The organism is Acinetobacter pecorum, from assembly GCF_014837015.1.
Lineage (GTDB): Bacteria > Pseudomonadota > Gammaproteobacteria > Pseudomonadales > Moraxellaceae > Acinetobacter > Acinetobacter pecorum.
Window position 1 is genome coordinate 40,421 of record NZ_JACSPT010000012.1, and the last position, 20,806, is coordinate 61,226.

18 protein-coding genes are annotated in these 20,806 nt (G+C 43.5%); 11 read left to right on the forward strand and 7 right to left on the reverse strand.

The window, feature by feature from the left end; genetic code table 11:
* Positions 1-39 precede the first annotated feature (39 nt).
* Positions 40-2,733 carry an alanine--tRNA ligase gene (gene alaS / locus H9629_RS10200; protein ID WP_171486398.1) on the reverse strand — a complete coding sequence of 898 codons (2,694 nt, stop codon included), beginning with the start codon at positions 2,731-2,733 and terminating at the stop codon, positions 40-42.
* Between the two features lie 389 nt (positions 2,734-3,122).
* Here alaS and H9629_RS10205 point away from each other — a divergent pair, with 389 nt between their 5' ends.
* The 6 genes from H9629_RS10205 to H9629_RS10230 all read left to right on the forward strand — a co-directional run bounded on the left by H9629_RS10205 (position 3,123) and on the right by H9629_RS10230 (position 9,037).
* Positions 3,123-4,145 carry a type I glyceraldehyde-3-phosphate dehydrogenase gene (locus H9629_RS10205; RefSeq protein WP_191731029.1) on the forward strand — a complete coding sequence of 341 codons (1,023 nt, stop codon included), beginning with the start codon at positions 3,123-3,125 and terminating at the stop codon, positions 4,143-4,145.
* A gap of 192 nt (positions 4,146-4,337) precedes the next feature.
* Positions 4,338-4,649 (forward strand): hypothetical protein, encoded by a 312-nt coding sequence (locus H9629_RS10210; protein WP_064096635.1) that lies wholly within the window; start codon positions 4,338-4,340, stop codon positions 4,647-4,649.
* A 483-nt stretch (positions 4,650-5,132) separates the two neighbouring features.
* A complete protein-coding gene (locus tag H9629_RS10215; protein WP_191731030.1) occupies positions 5,133-6,299 on the forward strand; it encodes an ATP phosphoribosyltransferase regulatory subunit in 1,167 nt (388 codons plus the stop codon).
* 70 nt (positions 6,300-6,369) lie between these two features.
* The gene (locus H9629_RS10220) at positions 6,370-7,689 is read left to right on the forward strand and encodes an adenylosuccinate synthase (RefSeq protein WP_064096637.1); all 1,320 of its coding nucleotides are present in this window, start codon (positions 6,370-6,372) and stop codon (positions 7,687-7,689) included.
* Between the two features lie 153 nt (positions 7,690-7,842).
* The gene (locus H9629_RS10225; RefSeq protein WP_064096638.1) at positions 7,843-8,151 is read left to right on the forward strand and encodes a hypothetical protein; all 309 of its coding nucleotides are present in this window, start codon (positions 7,843-7,845) and stop codon (positions 8,149-8,151) included.
* Between the two features lie 112 nt (positions 8,152-8,263).
* The gene (locus tag H9629_RS10230) at positions 8,264-9,037 is read left to right on the forward strand and encodes a M48 family metallopeptidase (RefSeq protein ID WP_064096639.1); all 774 of its coding nucleotides are present in this window, start codon (positions 8,264-8,266) and stop codon (positions 9,035-9,037) included.
* Between the two features lie 170 nt (positions 9,038-9,207).
* On the opposite strand, the gene slyD is transcribed toward H9629_RS10230, so the two are convergent.
* The 3 genes from slyD to H9629_RS10245 form a co-directional block, all read right to left on the reverse strand.
* Positions 9,208-9,690 (reverse strand): peptidylprolyl isomerase, encoded by a 483-nt coding sequence (slyD, locus tag H9629_RS10235; RefSeq protein ID WP_064096640.1) that lies wholly within the window; start codon positions 9,688-9,690, stop codon positions 9,208-9,210.
* A 136-nt stretch (positions 9,691-9,826) separates the two neighbouring features.
* Positions 9,827-11,113 carry an NAD(P)/FAD-dependent oxidoreductase gene (locus H9629_RS10240; protein WP_191731031.1) on the reverse strand — a complete coding sequence of 429 codons (1,287 nt, stop codon included), beginning with the start codon at positions 11,111-11,113 and terminating at the stop codon, positions 9,827-9,829.
* A 243-nt stretch (positions 11,114-11,356) separates the two neighbouring features.
* Complete coding sequence (locus H9629_RS10245) at positions 11,357-12,670, reverse strand: D-alanyl-D-alanine carboxypeptidase family protein (RefSeq protein ID WP_144725031.1); 1,314 nt, start codon at positions 12,668-12,670, stop codon at positions 11,357-11,359.
* 175 nt (positions 12,671-12,845) lie between these two features.
* Here H9629_RS10245 and H9629_RS10250 point away from each other — a divergent pair, with 175 nt between their 5' ends.
* Positions 12,846-14,549 (forward strand): M61 family metallopeptidase, encoded by a 1,704-nt coding sequence (locus tag H9629_RS10250; RefSeq protein ID WP_064101854.1) that lies wholly within the window; start codon positions 12,846-12,848, stop codon positions 14,547-14,549.
* 383 nt (positions 14,550-14,932) lie between these two features.
* On the opposite strand, the gene uraH is transcribed toward H9629_RS10250, so the two are convergent.
* Complete coding sequence (gene uraH, locus H9629_RS10255; protein WP_191731032.1) at positions 14,933-15,331, reverse strand: hydroxyisourate hydrolase; 399 nt, start codon at positions 15,329-15,331, stop codon at positions 14,933-14,935.
* Positions 15,332-15,401: 70 nt separating this feature from the next.
* Entirely contained in the window at positions 15,402-15,899 is a 498-nt protein-coding gene (locus H9629_RS10260; RefSeq protein ID WP_064101856.1) for a GlcG/HbpS family heme-binding protein, read from the reverse strand.
* Between the two features lie 120 nt (positions 15,900-16,019).
* Here H9629_RS10260 and H9629_RS10265 point away from each other — a divergent pair, with 120 nt between their 5' ends.
* Positions 16,020-16,691, forward strand: a complete 672-nt coding sequence (locus tag H9629_RS10265) for a heavy metal response regulator transcription factor (protein ID WP_191731033.1) — start codon at positions 16,020-16,022, stop codon at positions 16,689-16,691.
* Positions 16,688-18,061, forward strand: coding sequence for a heavy metal sensor histidine kinase (locus tag H9629_RS10270; protein ID WP_191731034.1), 1,374 nt, complete (start codon positions 16,688-16,690; stop codon positions 18,059-18,061). Before H9629_RS10265 ends, H9629_RS10270 begins: the two co-directional genes overlap by 4 nt.
* Before the next feature lie 8 nt (positions 18,062-18,069).
* On the opposite strand, the gene H9629_RS10275 is transcribed toward H9629_RS10270, so the two are convergent.
* Positions 18,070-18,858, reverse strand: coding sequence for an rRNA large subunit pseudouridine synthase E (locus H9629_RS10275; protein WP_064101859.1), 789 nt, complete (start codon positions 18,856-18,858; stop codon positions 18,070-18,072).
* A 194-nt stretch (positions 18,859-19,052) separates the two neighbouring features.
* Here H9629_RS10275 and icd point away from each other — a divergent pair, with 194 nt between their 5' ends.
* Positions 19,053-20,309: an NADP-dependent isocitrate dehydrogenase gene (gene icd / locus H9629_RS10280; RefSeq protein ID WP_064096649.1), complete on the forward strand. Its 1,257-nt coding sequence runs from the start codon at positions 19,053-19,055 to the stop codon at positions 20,307-20,309.
* A gap of 293 nt (positions 20,310-20,602) precedes the next feature.
* Entirely contained in the window at positions 20,603-20,728 is a 126-nt protein-coding gene (locus H9629_RS15485; RefSeq protein WP_263600643.1) for a hypothetical protein, read from the forward strand.
* Positions 20,729-20,806 lie beyond the last annotated feature (78 nt).

The window sequence follows — 20,806 nt, forward strand, 5'->3', positions numbered from 1 at the left end:
TGATATTCCTATCAGGGTCAGTTACACAAAATGAAGTTTTTATTTTGCTGCAAGCCAAGCTGGTAAATCAGCCATCACTGAAGCAAACTTCTCGTTAAGTGGTGCGCCACCTTGTGCCAAGTCAGGTTTACCACCACCTTTACCACCGAGCTCAGTTGCCAAGTGTTTGATGATGTCACCTGCTTTAATAGAAGCAGTAAAGTCTTTTGCAACAGATGCGATCAAGCTCACCTTGTCACCCTCTACACCTGCAAGAACAATAACTGCATTTTCTAATTTAGATTTCACGCCGTCATGGAGGTTACGAAGTGATTTCGCATCCATCCCCTGAACCGTTGTGATGAGTGTTTGACGACCTGCAATTTCTTGAACCTGGCCTAAAAGTTCACCGGCTTGCAGGCTTGCCAATTTTTGATTGAGTTGTTCAATCTGTTTTTGCAAGCTTGATGCTGTATCAACCAGCGCTTCAACTTTCTCAATCGTTTGATCTTTTTGAGCTTTTAATAGGCTATTAATAGTGTTGATATCACGATCCGCTTTTTGAGCTACTTCAACTGCTTTGGTACCAGTCACTGCTTCGATACGACGTACACCCGCTGCCACACCACCTTCAGAAGTGATCTTAAACAGACCGATATCGCCAGTGCGCTTCACATGAATACCGCCACACAGTTCGATGGAGAAGTTTTTCTCTTCAATCACAGAACCCATAGACAGTACGCGAACTTCTTCACCGTATTTTTCACCGAACAGCATCATCGCACCTTTTGCTTTCGCAGATTCGATGTCTAGCAGTTCAGTTGTTACTTCAGTGTTTGCGATGACTTCAGCATTCACAAGACGTTCAATTTCTTGAAGCTGTTCAAAAGTCACAGGCTGGTCATTGGCAAAGTCGAAACGTAAAATGTCAGATGCAACCAATGAGCCTTTTTGCTGGACGTGTGCACCCAGGATTTGACGAAGAGCAGCGTGTAACAAGTGAGTTGCAGAGTGGTTGCGTGCAGTTGCGGCACGAATGTCTGCTTTTACCGTTGCTTCTACATTTTGAGTAACTTTCAAGTTACCCATGGTCACGATCCCTTGGTGTACAAATGCACCGCCAGATTTCTTGGTATCCTGAACTTCGAAAATACCGGTATCGTTTTTGAAGAGTCCTGTATCACCGATTTGACCACCGCTTTCTGCATAGAAAGGAGTCTGGTTCAATACGATCAGTGCTTCGTCGCCTTCAACTACTTCGTCAACTTGCTCGCCATCTTTATAGATTGCGATGATTTGACCTTGACCAGCAGTGGCGTCATAACCTTCAAACTGAGTTTCACCTTCAACTTTCACAACAGAGTTATAGTCGATTGCGAATTTGCCTGCATCACGAGCGCGTTGACGTTGTGCAGCCATTTCAGTTTCGAAACCAGCTTCGTCAATTGTTAAATCACGTTCACGTGCAATGTCAGCGGTTAAGTCAGTCGGGAAACCGTAAGTGTCGTAAAGTTTAAATACCACTTCACCTGGAATCACAGAGCCTTTCAAGTTTGCTAGTTCACCTTCAAGCAATTTCAGACCTTGCTCAAGTGTTTTGGCAAACTGTTCTTCTTCTTTCAGCAGTTGTGCTTCGATGCGTGCTTTGTTAGCTTCCAGTTCAGGATATGCTTCGCCCATTACTTCAATTAAAGGCTGTAACATCTTATAGAAGAATGAACCTGTCGCACCCAGTTTATTACCGTGACGAACTGCACGACGGATGATACGACGCAATACATAACCACGGCCTTCATTAGACGGGTTTACACCATCCGCAATCAGGAAGCAGCATGAACGTGCATGGTCGGCAACCACTTTTAAAGATGCAGGATAATCTACGGGCTTGCCTTCAGCTTGTGCTTTTGCTTCAAGTTCAGAAGTGTCTAAACCGATGATTTCAGCAGCCGCTTTTAACAAGTGCTGGAACAGGTCGATTTCATAATTTGAGTTAACGTGCTGAAGAACAGCAGAAATACGCTCCAAACCCATACCTGTATCAACAGAAGGTGCTGGAAGAGGGTGTAACACACCATCTGCAGTACGGTTAAACTGCATGAAAACGTTGTTCCAGATTTCGATGAAGCGGTCACCATCTTCTTCAGGCGTGCCCGGCAGGCCACCCCAGATATGATCACCGTGGTCAAAGAAAATTTCAGAACAAGGACCGCAAGGACCGGTATCGCCCATTGCCCAGAAGTTGTCTGATGCGTATTGACCGCCTTTGTTGTCGCCAATGCGGATAATACGGCTGGCATCTAGACCGATTTCTTTGTTCCAGATATCAAATGCTTCGTCATCAGTGTGGTACACAGTGGCGTAGAGTTTATCTTTAGGTAGTGCTAACCATTCATCGCTCGTTAAGAATTCCCAGGCAAATTTGATCGCATCACGCTTGAAGTAGTCACCAAACGAGAAGTTACCTAGCATTTCAAAGAAAGTATGATGACGGGCGGTATAACCCACATTGTCCAAGTCGTTGTGTTTACCACCTGCGCGTACGCATTTCTGTGATGATACGGCACGGACATAATCGCGTTTTTCTAGACCTAAGAAGCAATCTTTAAACTGGTTCATACCCGCATTGGTGAACAGCAAAGTTGGGTCATTGGCGGGTACTAGAGAACTCGACGCGACACGTGTATGCCCTTGCGATTCAAAGTAACGCAAAAATGCTTCACGAATTTCAGCTGATGTCATAAAACGAGTACTCACAACCAAGTCACTCCATAATTTCCGATTTGGCAAAAACACCACAGTCTGACAAGCATACAAAAGCTCTGCTGCAATGTGGGGCTTAAAAATTTAAAACGCCAAATTATAACGGAAAAAGCAGTACGCACCAATCATTTTAAAACCAATTGCTAAGGATTTATGTGCTTAGGTTTTTTGCTAAATAGTTAAATTGAATCTTTCTAAGGGCAAAATTCCGATAATTTCATCTCTTGAAAAATAACTGGAATTTTAAATGATGCAGAGAGAACCTGATCTATCAGAAAGAAAATAATCGAAAATCAGTATTTTCACTGAAGTTTTTTAATGTACGGCACCAGAAATCCTTTAACATAGAAGAGTTCTAAAATAGGCATATTAAAGGTTGAGTCATGCAACGAGTGGCAATCAATGGATTTGGGCGTATTGGACGGAATGTACTACGTGCATGGTTTGAAAATCCGAAAGATTTTAACTTTGAAATCGTAGCCATTAACGATATTGCCGATGTTGAAACCCTGATTCATCTGTTTAAATATGACTCAACCCATGGCCGTTTTTCAGGGCAGGTAGATCTCAGCTATGATGCTGAACATATTTATCTGCATATCAGCTATAAAGATGCCACTTTAAAAGTACAGGTTTTGTGTGAAGCCGAACCGGCAAAGCTGCCTTGGCAAAATCTGGCTGTAGATGTAGTACTTGAGTGTACCGGGCTGTTCCGTTCCCGTGAAGCCGCGACCCAGCATATTCAGGCAGGGGCGAAACGTGTGATTATCGGTGCCGCACCTTTTGATACGGTGGATGCTGCGATTGTCTATGGTGTCAATCATCATGAAGTCAAAGCATCGGATCAGATCATTTCCAGTGTTTCTTGTACTACACAGGCTTTGGTACCACTGGTCAAAATTGTCGATGATGCATTTGGTATCAATAGCGCCCTGATGACCGAAATCCATGCTGTTACGGCGGATCAATCGGTACTGGATCATGCACATCGTGATTTGCGTCGTGCACGTGCCTCGGGCCATAACATCATTCCTACGACTTCGAGCGCACTGGGTGCCTTAAAGCGGGTAATGCCGAAAATGGAAGATCGTATCGATGGTTATTCGATTCGGGTGCCGACTATTAATGTCGCTGCAATTGATTTGACCTTTGTTTCTCAGTCACCGATTACCGATCACAAGCTGAATGAAGTTCTGATCAAGGCTGCCCGGCAGGACTTCGCAGAAATCATGGCGGTAACAGATGAGCCTTTGGTATCCAGTGATTTTAATCATTCTCCATATTCACTGATTGTGGATTTGACTCAGACGCTGGTGGTTGGACACCAAGCTAAAGTTTTTGCCTGGTATGATAATGAATGGGGCTATGCCAACCGTTTATTAGATTTATGTGAATCATTTCATTAAGTTCGAGTTATTTAAATCCCTAAAGCACCGAAGATAAGGTGCTTTTTTCATGTCCAGAATATTTTGCCAGCCAATTTTTAGGAGAATTTGGCTGTAATTGATCGAAAATCAGTATTTGAAGCTGAATTAGTTAGATTATCTGCAGTATTTTTCGTTAAGATAAAAACAATAAAATGAAATAAGAGCAAGCACATGATGATGGTTTGGGGTTTTATTATACTGCTGACTTTGGCGGTGATTTTTCTGATCTGGCTGCAGTTTAATCAGAATGATGAGCCACGTACCGAGCAAGGTGTGCCAGTTGAAGAAAAAGTCGCGCATCTTGAAGAAAACTTAAAAAAGACTCTGGAAATTATGCAGGATCTGGCCAAAAAAATGCATGTCCAGCAGGAAGTACTGGATCAGACCACAACAAAGCTTCAGCAGGTTGAGTTGCAAAATGCGGAGCTGGTCAGTTTACTGACTAAAGTGGTTGATCCCCAGAAATCATCCCACCCCCTTTAGAGATCTTTTGAAAGGAGGCAGTACCAGACTATAGAGAGCATTCAGCCAGATAAAACCATTTTGCATAAACTGTGAAATGGAGGGGATAAAGTCAAGTACTGGCACAGCTGATAGACCCAATTCTCATTTGATTACGCGCGATTGTTTTTCAGACGCGGATGAGCATATCTGGATTCTGATAATAAGTTCCAGATGCATTATTTAACTCAAATTCTCTGCCGTCACAGGATAAAACTGAAATCTCAGTGTAAACGGTAAAAATTATGATGGGACTATCCTTGATTTAATGCTGGGTTTTGTGTTTTTAAGATGCAATAAAATGCTGATAGTTGACACAATTGTTGATCCTTTCATCAGGTGGCGAAAATTATAAAATTTGCGATGCACAGCCAAAACTATCGTGCTAGACTAGGAGAAATCGGGTGTGCTCCCGATTTTTTTATGCGGATTCGTTCCGCGCTGACAAGAATTTAGGTTTACAACATGCCCATTTCAGAGACATGGTTATTACCTGATGGTGTAGCTGATGTATTACCAGAACAAGCGCAAGTCATTGAAAGCCTGCGCCGTAAATCACTGGATTTCCTTGCATCTCGAGGTTATCAGCTGGTGTACACGCCATTCATTGAATACATCGAATCTCTATCTTCTCTCTCAGAATCGAATCAAGATTTAGACTTAGCCACTTTTAAGGTGATCGATCAGCTTTCTGGTCGTTTACTTGGTGTGCGTGCCGATATGACACCACAAGTGGCTCGTATTGATGCGCATGTACATCCAGTGGAAGGTGTTGCACGTTACTGTTATGCAGGAACTGTCTTGCATACCAAACCTCGCGGTTTTAATACCTCGCGTGCGCCACTACAGTTGGGTGCAGAGCTATTTGGTTCAGACAGCATCGATGCCGATGTTGAAATGGTCGACTTGATGATCAGTCTGATTCAGGAGGCAGGCCAGGCAGATGGTATTCATCTGGACTTAGGTCATGTCGGTTTATTCCGCAGTCTGGTGGCTCAAGCAGGATTGAACAAAGTTGCTGAACAGCAATTATCTGATTTATACCAACGCAAGGCTTTACCGGAATTAGCAGAATTCACGGCAGAGCTGAAATTTGGTCAGGATTTTTATGCACTTGGGCGCTATGCCAGTGACCTGGATGCATTGCAAGCAAATCTAAGCGCTGAAGTGCTGGCAAATCCTGCATTCAAGCAAGCTTTTGATGTACTACAAATCACTAGGGATGAAGTTCAGACCCGTTGGCCAAACTTGAGCATTGGTATTGATGTAGTTGAATTGCGTTCGTACCATTATCATACTGGTCTGATGTATGCCGTGTATGCGCCGAACCGTGCAGCTGCACTGGCACAAGGTGGCCGTTATGATGGCATTGGTGAGCATTTTGGGCGTGCCCGTCCTGCAACCGGTTTCTCGTGTGACTTATATGCTTTAAGTGCAGGCCAGTTTGATACGATACAGGTGGTCGTTGCACCTAAAGGCAGCGATGCAGAACTTCTGAAGGCGATTCAGAACCTCCGTGCACAAGGCTTGAGTGTAATTCAGTTACTGGGTAATGATGATTTAAGCTCTGTACCATATGCGACGCACCAGCTGGTGCGTGTAGATGGCGAGTGGACAGTCAAAACGATTTAATTGCTTGGCTCAGTGTTCATGTCACTGAGTGGGGCTTTCAACTTTAACAGCATGATGTAATGAGGCTATTATGGGCAAGAATGTTGTGGTACTTGGTACCCAATGGGGCGACGAAGGTAAAGGTAAAATCGTCGACCTGCTCACAGATCAAGCGGCAGCGGTAGTTCGTTATCAAGGCGGACATAACGCAGGTCACACTCTTGTGGTTGGTGGTAAGAAAACTGTCTTACACCTCATTCCATCAGGTATTTTACGTGAAAACGTATTGTGCTTAATTGGTAACGGTGTGGTTCTTTCTCCTGAAGCGCTCATCAAAGAGATGGACATTCTTGAAAAAGAAGGCGTTCCTGTTAAAGAACGTTTACGCATTTCTCCAAACTGTCCACTTATCCTGCCAAACCACATCGCACTTGATCAGGCGCGTGAGAAAAAACGTGGTAATGCGAAGATTGGTACGACAGGTCGTGGTATCGGTCCTGCATACGAGGATAAAGTGGCACGTCGTGCAGTACGTGTTGCTGACCTGGTACGTGGTGGTGAACATCTTACAGCTCAGCTGACTGAACTTCTGGACTACCATAACTTCCAGTTAACTCAATACTACGGTGTTGAAGCAGTTAAACTGGAAGATGTGCTGGCACTGTGTGACGAATGGCGTAAGGTTGTTGCTCCACTGGTTGTGGACGTAACTACTGAGTTGCATAACTACCGTAAAAACGGTGACAACATCATGTTCGAAGGCGCGCAAGGTTCACTTCTTGACGTTGACCACGGTACATATCCGTATGTAACTTCTTCGAATACAACTGCTGGTGGCGTAAGCTCTGGTTCAGGTCTGGGTCCTTTGCACCTTGACTATGTACTGGGTATTACTAAAGCGTACACAACCCGTGTAGGTGCAGGTCCATTCCCAACTGAGTTGGTGTATGACGCTGCAAATGACACAGGTGATGCGATTGGTAAACACCTCGGTACGATTGGTAATGAATTTGGTGCCTCTACTGGCCGTCAACGTCGTTGTGGCTGGTTCGATGCTGAAATTCTACGCCGTTCAGTCGATGTAAACTCACTTTCTGGTATTTGCCTGACTAAACTTGACGTTCTAGACGGTTTGGAAGAAGTGAAAATCTGTGTAGGCTATGAAGCTGCAGATTCTGGTTGTGTCGGTTCTTCTGATGCGCTTGCATTCGAAACTTTAAAACCGATTTACGAAACTATGCCAGGCTGGTCTGAGTCAACTTTTGGTGCGAAATCACTGGATCAGTTGCCACAAGCTGCATTGAACTATGTAAAACGTCTTGAGCAATTGATTGAATGTCCAATCGACATCATTTCAACGGGTCCAGACCGTGAAGAAACCATCATTCTTCGCCATCCATTCGATGCTTAATTTGTTTTAAGCTTCAATAAAAAAACCCATCTTCGGATGGGTTTTTTTATAGGTTGAAATTATGTAGTTATTTCAAGACTAAAGTTGCATCGGTAATCCGGCGTGATGTGCTTTAACATATCGATATATAAAGAAAGAAAAATGAGCATCAGGATGCAAAAAAATATATCGGCGACCATGTTTTATTCATTATTATTCGCGATGGGCGGGGCACCAACAATTGCCATGATGATTATTCGTGCGCAAACCCAAAATCCTGAGATTATTTATACTGCACTCATTGGTCTCAGCGTCATTATTGCCTGCATTCTGGTGCCTGTTATCTTGCTACAAAATGCTTTTTTATATTTCAAACGTAAAGATGAAATACTTGAACAGAAAATAAAACCTCTCAGTCAGGTGTATCTGGGCTTAAATATTATTTGTCTGATTTACTGGTTAGCGATACAGTACTTGGCTTAAAAATTACATAATTTATAAGAAGATGGAGTAATTATACGTTTAGCTACTGCATGCTTTCCCTTATAATTTTTACAATGTAAATTAAGCTTGAGCTAAGGTAGAGTTAATTATAATGAAGAATAAACTTTTATTAAGTATGGCCACTGCCACAGTGGTGACATTGTCGGGTTGTACTACCATTGCCGATATTGCCGGGGCGGATACTGCGACTTTAAATGCATCTGCCAGCCAAAGCTATAATGCCATGGTGAATGATGCGCGCAATAAAGGTCAGCTGGATACCAGTTCAGCCACATATAAACGTATTAATACCGTGTTTAATCGCTTGAAGCCGATTGCTAACCAAATGAATCAAACCGGTACGCCATTCCAGTGGCAACTGGCTGTACTTAAATCTGACCAGGTCAATGCCTTTGTTGCCCCGGGTGGTAAAGTCGTATTCTACACTGGTATTGTGAATAAACTGAATCTGACTGATGCTGAAATTGCAGCAATTATGGGTCATGAAATGGTACATGCCTTAGAAGAGCACTCTAAGCAGAAAATCGGCGCGCAGGCCCTCACTGACCTGGCCTTGGGAATTGGCCTGAGTGCAGCAGGTGTAGGTCAGGGCGGCGCTGCAGCTGCACAGCTGGGTAGTCAGATCGGGATTGGTTTGCCGTACTCGCGTAATCTGGAAAGTCGTGCTGACCAAGGCGGTTTGATGCTGATGGCGCGTGCAGGCTATAACCCGAATGCAGCCATTACCCTGTGGGAAAAAATGAATAAATTAGAAGGTGGGGGCGGAGTCGCTTTCCTGTCTACGCATCCATCGAATAGCCAGCGTATTGGACAGATGCGTCAACAGTTGCCAGCAGCAATGCAGATTTATAACCAAAACAAATAATCCAATGATTATTCTTTGAAAAAGGATCTTGATGGGATTAAAAGGGCAGGGTATTGATCCTGCCTTTTTTATGGCTCATTTTTTGATGGACATTGTTTGAGTTATTTTTCTTGGCAACAAAAAAGGGCAAAGTTTGCACTTTGCCCTTTATCACACCCGATCAGAAGATCTTAGTGTTGGTGACCACCTGCACCATGTACATGGCCGTGATCTAATTCTTCTTGAGAAGCTTCACGAACAGATACGATTTCAACTTCAAAAGTCAGATCTTGACCAGCAAGTGGGAAGTTAGCATCAACAACAACATTGTCGCCTTCAACTGCTTTAACAGTTACGATTTGCACGCCGTCATCAGTTTGAGCCTGGAACTGCATACCTGCTTGAATATTGTCTACGCCTTGGAACATTTGCGCAGGAACTTCTTGAACTAGGTCTGGATTGTATTCGCCATAACCTTCAGCAGCTGGAACGTTTACAGTGAATTTATCACCTACAGTTTTACCTTCTAGCGCGTTTTCTAATCCTGGGATGATATTACCTGCACCGTGCAAATAGGCAAGTGGTTCACCTTGAGATTGATCGAGAGTTTCACCCTCTGCGTTAGTCAATGTGTAGTGGAAAGAAACCACGTGGTTATTTGCAATAGCAGTCATGTTAATTGATCCATTCAATTTTTTAAGGGTACATCATAAAGTGAAATTGCGTTTTTGTAGACTAAAATTAGCAAAAAAACGCAATTCGACAATTTTATTGACGATTTTTTCATTGATTGGGTCAAATTCTGGAATTTCAATGCAATTTCAGCTTTGGAGATATTTTCCGTGTAACAAAATCTTTTGCGGTTAGAATGCCCGCATGCGCATACCCATGAATGGTTGCCTGATGAATCCGGTACAAGGACACATACATTGATTTGGCGACAAAGCCTTGCACATTGACCTGACCGAGTAATTCCCCAACGGCTTTATTCTGACTTAGGGAAATGAGTGAACCCTTGTCAGAAAATTTAAACATGGGCAAATAGTTTTCCTCATTGATCCGGGCTTTTAAGGCATTGGCCAGAAAGTTGGCCTGCTGGCTGGCGACTTGTGCGCGTGGACCCAATACCGGTTCATCTGCTGCAGGTTGGCAATGTGCACAGTCACCAAAAGCAAAGATGTCTGGATCAGATTTGGTTTGCAGGGTGGAATAGACTTTCAATCGGTGAATATTGTCCTTTTCCATATCTTGTAGTTGCACTAAGACTTCAGGTGCTTTGATACCGGCGGCCCAGACTTTAATCTCGGCATCCAGACTTGAACCATCTGCAAAATAAATCTTGTCTTCATCGACCTTGGCCACCCGATGACCGGTCAAGACTTCAATGCCAAACTTTTCCATTTGTTGCATGGTGTGTTCAGCAACTCTAGGTGAGAGTGCCGTCAGAATGCGATCCGCCGCTTCAATTAAGGTGATTTTTACTTTTTTCGGGTCAACCTTGTTTAAACCATATTTAAAGAAATTATGTTTGGCTTCTACCAGCTCCGCTGCCAGTTCTACTCCGGTTGCTCCGGCACCAATAATCGCGATATTCAGTTCACGATTCGAAGCTTCATGCTGTGCGTTCAGATAGAGATGCAACATGTCCTGCTGAAAAACATCCGCCTGTTTACGGCTGTCGAGAAAATGACAGAACTGTCTTACCCCTTCGGTATTAAAATCATTCGAGGTAGAACCCAAGGCCAGTACCAGTGTGTCATAGGAAATATGCTGGTTTTTCTTGGATTGGGCTGTTTTGGAGAAATATTCTGTTTCGACCAGAATCTGTTTGGCTTCACGATCTAGTCCTGTGAATGTACCCAAGACAAATTCATAATGATGTGCTGCTGAATGAGCAAAATAATTGGTTTCTTCTTGATGTGGATTTAAGGTACCTGCAGCCACTTCATGCAGCAGCGGTTTCCAGATATGTGTCAGTTTTTGATCGACCAGAATAATCTGGGCCTTACCGCTTTTACCCAAGCTATCACCCAACTGAGTCGCCAGTTCCAGACCACCGGCACCGCCACCCACAATCACGATTTTATTTGCTGTCATATATGATTAACCTGTTTATTTTTTTAATAAAAATAAGAGAAATAGAAAGAAAATATACTATGGCATGGGCCAGATCGCGTCTTGGTTAAAATTGTTATACACATTACAAAACGTAGCAATTCTGTGAGGGCAGGTAAGTTTCCCTGTCTTGAGGGTGTGAGGCAGGGAGAAAGGAAAATCTGCCAGAAGATCAGCGAAAAAATCTTCTGGCTTAAAGAACAGTTAACTTGACAGCTAGCGCTATTATTTATTTAGAGGATAAAGCTTTACGCTTGGTGTAGAGTCTGAAAAGAAAGTAAATAAACCTTGCAGCCAGCTAAAGAATTTCTGAAACAGGTTAGCTTCTTCAATTTCGACATGATCTTCAATCAGGATAGTACGGATTAACTGGTTATTTTGATAGACCTGAATGGTTGCCAGAGGCATGATAGTCGCCAAGGGCGCAATGAGCTCAGATGCCTTTACTTCCACACTGATATGCGTCTGGGTTTCTTGTAAAGGTTCGATACTTCTTAAAATGCCATCACCAGTATTCAGCATAATACGTTGATTGGTCTGGTCGAATTGATTCAGGTCGATACTATACCCCTGATCATATAAAGAGGTGGTAATAATCTGCGGTTGCTTGGTCTGCACCTTAAACATTTTTAAGGTTGATTTGATTACAGGCAGCTCAGCCAGTAGCTGTTTATCTTTGATCGCTACTTCATTGCGGGTATAGGTATAGGCCAGATTCATCAGCTTATGCGATACTTCAGCGCGTTTTGCCGCACTTTTAGTACCCAGTACTACCACAATCAGACGTCGGTTCGGCATTTCAAGATCTGCCGTGACACGATTGGCCGTCAGCGCCAGGTTGTAGCCTGCTGCACGGGTAAAACCGGTTTTTAAACCATCCACCGTAGGATCTACCTGAAGCACACGGTTGGTTGCGCGATGAAAATGTCGGTTATAGGTAAAGCTTGGCTGTTTGGAATAATACAGATAATCCGGAGTTTCATTGACGACTGCCATAGATAGTCTGGCCAAATCTGCGGCAGTAGAATAATGTTCAGGCATGGTAATACCTGCCGGATTCTGGAAATTGGTATGCTGCATGCCCAGCATTTTGGCTTCCTGATTCATGCGTTCAACAAACTGCGGAATACCACCCGAAATTTTCTCAGCCAGCGTGACTGCAGCATCATTGGCAGACATGATAATTAAGCCCGCCAGAAGCTGATCGACTGAAATCTGATCACCTTCTTTCAGGTACATCTGTGACTCATCCCACATCACAGTTTTCACCACAGAAGTCGCGGTTAAAACTTCATTTTTATTTAATTTTCCGGCCTCAATTTCCTTCAAGGCAATATAAGCCACCATCATTTTGGTTAGCGAGGCCGGAGCACGCTGAACATCAGCATTGTGCTCGGCAATAACTTGACCAGATTGTGAATCCAGAATGGTCCAGGCTTCAGCTTCAACGCTTTCAGGCACAATATTGAGTAGGGCAGCATGGGAAAATGCAGAAATAAATAAACTGAAAACCGCAATCAGTGAGATGATGTATTTCAATGGTGTTCCTTGATAACCCGCTGGGTGTTGAACGATTTAATTTTCACGCATGCTATGCCTTTTTTATACAGATAGCTAGTCGTAAATGTAGACAAATAAGACAGCTAAACCATCCTGGCTTAAAAAATGCTAAGCTAAGCTATATCTCATTTATTTTAATTTTATATCGTCTATTATGTTGCATTATCAAATCGAATTTGACGATTATCGTCAGCATCTTATTCACGTAACTGTTCGCTTTCTTGCTGATCCGACGCAAGTCTTGTCATTGCCGACCTGGATTCCAGGAAGCTATCTGATCCGGGAATTTTCCAAACATATTGAAGCGGTCAAGGCTTATGATGAAGATGGGCGCCAGCTACAAATCCAGAAGTTTGAAAAGAATAAATGGCGTTTATTCAACACCGATCATGAGCTGATTACGGTGGAATATGATGTCTATGCCTATGACCTGTCCGTTCGTGGTGCATACGTGGATCAAAATCGTCTCTACGTGAACCCGGCTTGTGCATGTCTGGGGCTGGAAGGTCAGGAAAATAAAGAAATTGAACTGGAAATCTTCCTGCCAGATGAATTAAAGCATTTCCAATTGGCAACCGGCATGCAGGCCAAAAGTCTGGTCAAAGGCCGTTTCACGCTGAAAGCTAAAAACTATGCCGAACTGATTGATGCGCCATTTGAGCTGGCAGAACAAACCCGTTTCAGTTTTGAAGCAAATGGTATTCCACATGAATTTGTAGTGTCCGGTAAACACGCCATGAATGCTACGCGTATGCAGCAGGACATTGAAAAAATCTGTCGTACAGAAATTTCCATGTTTGGTTCAGCACCGTTTGCGGACTATACTTTTATGACGATGGCAACCGGCAACAGCTATGGGGGGCTGGAACATCCGAACTCGACCAGCCTGATTACACCACGCGATGACTTGCCGAAAGCCAATGAACCTGAAGAACCTTCAAAAGATTATCAGCGTTTCCTCGGCTTATGTAGCCATGAATATTTCCATTCATGGTTGGTGAAGTTTATTCGACCTGAAAACTTCGTGAACTATGATCTAAACAGAGAAGGCTATACGTCTTTGCTGTGGATCTTTGAAGGCTTTACTTCCTATTACGATGATTTGATTTTGCTGCGTAGCGGCGTGATTAATCAGGAATCATATATTGCTTTGTTAAAAGCACAGATTGACCGTTATTTGCAGAATCCGGGACGTGCGATTCAGTCAGTGTCTGAATCCAGTTTTGATGCCTGGGTGAAATTCTACCGTCAGGATGAAAACTCCAATAATGCCGGAACAAGCTATTACAACAAAGGTTGTCTGGTAGCACTTTGTCTGGACTTGGGACTGCGTTTACGTGGTTCAAGTCTGGATGCCTTAATGCGCCGTTTGTATGAAAATGCGCAAAATGGTATTCAGGTGCACGAACGGACAATCTTTGAATTATGCAAAGAACTGACAGGTGATGATTGGTCAGAACAGATTAATCACTTGATCAATACGACAGATGAACTGCCGCTGGATCAGCTCTTACCTGAGTTTGGTATTGGTTATAGCCTGAAAAATGACAAGTCTTTGCCATTTGGCTTAAAGCTGGCAGATAAGCCGGAAGGCGTACTGGTTCAATCTGCGCGTCGTGATGCTGTGGCTGTACAGGCCGGTCTTTCTGCCAATGACGTGATTATTGCGATTGACGGTCTAAAAGCCACGACCAAGCTTCTCGAAAGCTATGCAAAACAGAACGGTAGTTTTACAGTATACGCGTTCCGTCGAGATGAGCTGATGACTTTTGAAGTTCAGGCAGGCGGTTCTAAACTGACCGAAGTTGAACTGAAAGTTGAAGATCAGGCCAAAGCTGAAAAGTGGCTTAAAGCTTAATTCAATTTCAAACTTTAAAACCGATGCTTAGGCATCGGTTTTTTTATTGACTAAATATCAACATGATATTTATTTAATGAGCAGTCAGGAAATTCCATTGAATTTAGCTTGCGATTTAATGATGCTGATTCCTCATTTGAATATCATAAAATGCTAGTACGACCATTATTGGCTTTGCGTTCTGCTATAGCAGTCAATGTATCGCAAAGACATCTTGGTCCTGATTAAACATCCGGTTAACTTGCTGATCCAATACAAATCTCCTTTTTTGAATACATTTTATTTTTTAGATCACTAAATATGAATCGTAAATGGCATTTCAATAAAAGAATAACAAGAAAAAAAAGGAAGGCCCAAAGAGGGTGGGCCTTAAGTGGGAGAGCTTAGTTGCCGCGATAGGTTGAATAACCATAGGGGCTTAATAGCAGCGGGATATGATAGTGATTGACTGAGCCATCTACTTCAAAAATCACCGGTACTTCCGGGAAAAAGCTGTTTTGCTTTTGGGTTTTAAACCAGTCACCAGTTTTAAAAGTCACTTTGTAGGTTCCTTTATCAAAGGTTTTATTCTCTGGGTACAGTGCTGTGATACGACCCTGAGGATTGGTCCTTGCTTGTGAAAGCTGTACCCATTTGCCATTTTTCTGTGTTTCCAGCGTCACTTCTACATTTGGAGAAGGCAAGCCATTTTCCAGATTCAGCACGTGTACACTCAGCGGATTCTGGGCAAAAGAAAGAGTTACTGCAGTAGTGGCAAGAGTCGCGATTAAGATTTTTTTCATGTTGTGTTCCTCGTTGGAATGACGGAATAATGTTTAATCAAAGGAATAAAAAATTACTAATTAAAAGATATCAAAGCTGCTTTAAGGTGGTTTGAATGCCGCTATTAGCACATTGATGATCCTGTGCTGAGCCGCCTGCACCTGCGACGCCTACTGCGCCTACAATCTGGTTTTGGTAAATGACAGGGACACCACCACCCAGTAATAGCAATTCAGGCAAGCTATTCAGATTCTGTGCATCCGGATTTTTCTGGGCATTGCGCATAAAATCCAGTGTGCTGGTTTTAGTTGAATACGCGGTGAAAGCTTTCCGTTCCGCTGCAATCAGGTTGTGAATGCCGACAGATTCATGGCGCTGGCTGGCCAGCAGGTTGCCACCCTGATCTAGAATAACGACTGCCGCCGGCTTGGCCTGTTGCTGACAAGCAAGCATGACGTTGCTGGCCATGAGCTTTGCTACTTCTAGCGACATGACTGGCGCCGTTTTAAATTCTGCATGCGCCACTGAGCTGAGTAGTAATACGCTGCTGAGCAAGGTCAGGGTTGTGTTGGCGATTGAAATTTTCATGGTTATCTTTCATGCAATTGGCTACTGGGGCTATCTTAGAAAAAAATCCGCCAGTGCAGCATGACAATCAGATTACCAATTTGTAATCTAGAACTAGCTAAAAACAGCTAAACTACTGACATGCATATTTTAATTGTAGAAGATGAAGTCAAGATTGCTGAATATCTGGCAAAAGGACTGAATGAGTCAGGTTATAGTACGGCCATCGCAGAAAATGGCGTGCGTGCATTATCGTGTTTGCAGCAACAGTCTTTTGATCTGGTGCTGCTTGATGTGATGCTGCCGGACCTGGACGGCTGGCAGGTATTACACACCCTGCGAACTTTTAGCCAGATTCCGGTATTAATGCTCACTGCACGTGATCATGTGCTAGATCGGGTTAAAGGACTGGAGCTTGGTGCCGATGATTATCTGACCAAGCCTTTTTCCTATATTGAATTACTGGCCCGAATCAAAAGTCTGTTGCGCCGTGTGCCGCGTCTGGAGCAGGAGGCCTATCAGGTTTCAGATCTGGTATTGAACCGCTTAAAGCATGAGGTTTACCGTAACGTACAAAAGATCGACTTGAGCCAGAAAGAATTTGCGCTGTTGCAATTGTTAATGGAACATCAGGGACAGGTGATGACCCGGAGCCAGATTGCGTCCATGGTCTGGAATATTAATTTTAATACTGATACTAATGTGGTGGATGTGGCTATTCGCAGGCTGCGTAGCAAAATTGATGATCATTACACGCCAAAACTGATCCATACCGTACGTGGCATGGGTTATAAGCTAGATGAATGTCCATGAAAAACCTAGTGTTATTGCCGTTGGCAACACGTTTAAGTATTGCATTTGCACTGGTGTCTTGCGTGGTGTTTCTGAGTGTGGCGTTGCTGTCTTATCAAAATATGCAACAGATGATTCAGACCCAGCAGGATCAGGCGCTGGCCGCTCGTATTTCCCGGATTGAGATTTTTCTTGAAGATGCCCAGAGTTTCAAACTTCTGGTCCAGCATCCCAAATTATATGAAAATATGCTGGGACAGGAAGATAATTTACTGTTGCTGCAGCATCAAAAAAGTCGTCTGATCGAAATCAATCCTTTGCAGGTTCATATTCCGGCATTGCATTATTCCTCCAAATTACAGTTTCAGAATAATCAGGCTGAACATCCTTCAACACGTCTGGCTTTTAAACAGGTGCAGTTTGAGGGTCGCAGCTACCAGCTGGTAGCAGGTAAACAGTTGGCAGAAGGACAAAGGGCACTGGCAACCTATTTATCAAAGCTGGTGCTCTATAGTCTGCTTGGTATATTGCTCTCGACCTTTATGGCCTGGCTGGCTGGACGCTATATTCTAAAGTCAATGCGTCAGCTGATGCTGGCGACAGCACAGGTCAATATTCAGCAGCCCAATCAGCACATTGATGTTCAGAGTAATACGCTGGAGGTGCAAGAGCTGAGTCAGGCCATGAACGATATGCTCGGTAATATTCAGTCTGCATATCAGCAGTTGGCACGTTTTTCTGAGGATATTTCGCACGAACTTCGCACGCCATTAAACAATCTAATCGGGCAAACACAGATTCTGTTATCGCGGCCGCGCGAGCTTGCTGAACTGGAAAATCTGCTCTATTCCAACCTAGAAGAATATGAACGTCTAAGCCAGATGATTGAAAGCATGCTGTTTATCGCGCGGGTAGAGCATGGTGGATTTACGGTTGAAAAACAGCATTTCAATCTGAATGAGATGCTGCAAGAATTACTTGAGTACTTCAGTTTTCTGGCTGAAGAAAAGCAGATGCATTTAAAAATTAATGTTCCATCAGATTTAAGTCTGACTGCCAGCACCGCATTATTACAGCGCGCAGTTGCCAATCTGATCAGCAATGCCATTACTTATGGTCAGCCGGGGAGTGAGATTAGTGTGTCGGCACAGCGACTGAACCATAGCATTAAAATATCGGTGCTGACGCCAGAGGTATGGATTGCAGATGAGCATCATCCGCATTTATTTGAGCGTTTTTATCAGATAGATGACAGCCGACATGAAAAAGCCCAGACGGGTGGTCTGGGCCTTGCCATTGTGCAGTCGATTATGCAGCTCCATCAGGGGGGAGCAACTGTAGAAAATACGCCGTCTGGCGTGGTATTTAGCCTGTCACTACCTGATGAATAGGCTGAGCTTTAACCACGACCCCGGCCACGACCACGTGGTGCCTTGGTATTTGGACGAGTAGTACCATTGGTGCGACGTTTCGGCTTTTCGCTTTCGTCCATTTGCCAGATGCGTTTGGTGCCAGACTTTTTCACGGAACCATCTTTGTTCTTGCGAACGATTGGTTTGCCACCCGTACCCCCCGGCTTCTTCACATAAGAACGTGAACGATATGGTTCTTCAGCAGGGATATTCTGGAAGTCAGGGTAAAGTAATGGCTCAATTTCTCTGGTCTCACCCGGCTGCAATCCCATACGAACCAAATCAATCTCACCAATTTTGGTACGGATCAAACGTAAGGTCGGGAAGCCGACAGCAGAAGTCATGCGACGAACCTGACGGTTACGACCTTCACAGATGGAAATCTCAACCCAAGACGTCGGAACAGAGGCACGGAAACGAACAGGAGGATTACGCTCCCACAACCATTCCGGTTCAGACACTTTTTCAGCACGTGCAGGAAGCGTCATGCCATCTTTCAGCTCAACACCTTTACGAAGCTGTTCAAGGGCCTCGTCAGTGATATCACCTTCAACCTGCACCATATAAGTTTTAAACTTTTTATTGGCAGGATTGGTGATATATTGGTTGAGACCACCGTGATCGGTGAGAAAAACCAGACCTTCTGAGTCCATGTCCAAACGGCCAGCAAGACGCAGATCTTTGTCGTTGACGAAATCGGCCATGGTAGGATGCTTTTCATCCGGACGGAATTGGGAGAGGACGTCATAAGGTTTGTTTAGAATGACGATTTTCATAGGAAATAACTTCTATAATTACATTAATTTAAAAAATGTAGAGGTTTATTTAAAAGGGAAACTTTGTTATTTCCCGTATAAATCTCAAAAACAACAAATCTGGATTAGAATATTATGCGTTAAGAACAGCTGAAAGTATTGCCTAATTGGCAATTATTTAAGATTTGTCAGCGGCATTAGGGAGAATACTAATAATGGGATATCAAAAAATCGTAGTACCTGTGGATGGTACCAAAATTACCGTAAATGCAGACCTTTCACTCAACGTACCAAATAATCCAATTATCCCATTTATTGAGGGGGATGGAATTGGTGTTGATATTACACCAACAATGCAGGCTGTGGTAGATGCTGCTGTGCAAAAAGCATACGCCGGGAAGCGTTCCATCGAATGGATGGAGGTCTACTGCGGTGAAAAAGCTAATAAAATTTATGGCATTTATATGCCTGAAGAAACTCTGGAAGCGCTGCGAGATTATGTGATATCTATTAAGGGTCCACTGACTACGCCAGTCGGTGGGGGGATTCGTTCCCTGAACGTGGCATTACGCCAGGAACTGGATTTATATGTCTGTGTGCGTCCGGTACGCTGGTTTGAAGGTGTACCGTCACCGGTACATCATCCGGAACTGACCGACATGGTCATTTTTCGTGAGAATTCAGAAGATATTTATGCCGGAATTGAATGGAAAGCAGATTCTCCCGAAGCAAAAAAAGTGATCAAGTTTCTGAAACAAGAAATGGGTGTAACCAACATTCGTTTTGAAGACAATTGTGGGATCGGGATCAAGCCTGTCTCCAAAGAGGGTAGCCAGCGACTGGTGCGTAAAGCTATCCAGTTTGCTATTGAGAATGACAAGCCGAGTGTGACCTTGGTACACAAAGGCAATATCATGAAATACACTGAAGGGGCGTTTAAAGAATGGGGCTATGAAGTTGCGCTAGAACGTTTTGGTGGAGAGCTTTTGGATGGTGGACCGTGGGTTAAAATCAAAAATCCAAGAACAGGTAAAGACATTATTATTAAGGATGTCATTGCCGATGCTTTCTTGCAGCAAATCTTGATGCGTCCGGCAGATTATTCCGTGATTGCCACACTGAACTTAAATGGTGATTATATTTCTGATGCGCTTGCTGCGGAAGTCGGGGGAATCGGGATTGCACCAGGTGCCAATATTGGCGGTTCGATTGCAGTCTATGAAGCAACCCACGGGACAGCGCCTAAATATGCCGGACAAGATAAGGTGAATCCAGGCTCGATTATTCTGTCTGCAGAAATGATGCTGCGCGATATGGGCTGGACAGAAGCTGCCGACCTGATCATTAAGGGTATTTCAGGGGCAATTGCGGCAAAAACGGTGACCTATGATTTCGAGCGCCTGATGCCAGGTGCAACTTTACTTCGTTGTTCTGAGTTTGGTCAGGCCATCATTGACAACATGGATGCTTAAAACTGTAATTTATAAATCAAAACCTGCATTAACTGCGGGTTTTTTTATAGCTGCTTTTTCACTAAAAGTTTAAGTGATTTTGGCTGAAAGTTAAAATGGGTATCAGGCTGCAAATTTATGTAAGAAGTGTAATAAGCCCCAAAATGATTCGCTCATAGCTGAATGACTTAGTGAAATTTGTATTACATTAACGTATTTGGATACAGCTCAGCGATTGGCTTATTTTGTATACACGGTACAGTAATGAATGGAACTTCCAGTGATATAGAGACGGTTCTCTAAAGGAGTATATAATGGCGAAAACTAGAGCGAAGCATAAGCAGGTCCAGCAAAAAGACAAGCAGAACAATGCTCAGAACGAAGAGCAACAACAGCAACAACAACCATCGAAACCATCTCGCGCAAAAAAACGCAGGTAATCTCTTTTTTAACCTAAATAACAAAGCCCTCATTTGAGGGTTTTGTTATTTAAAAGCTTATATAAAATCATCACTAAA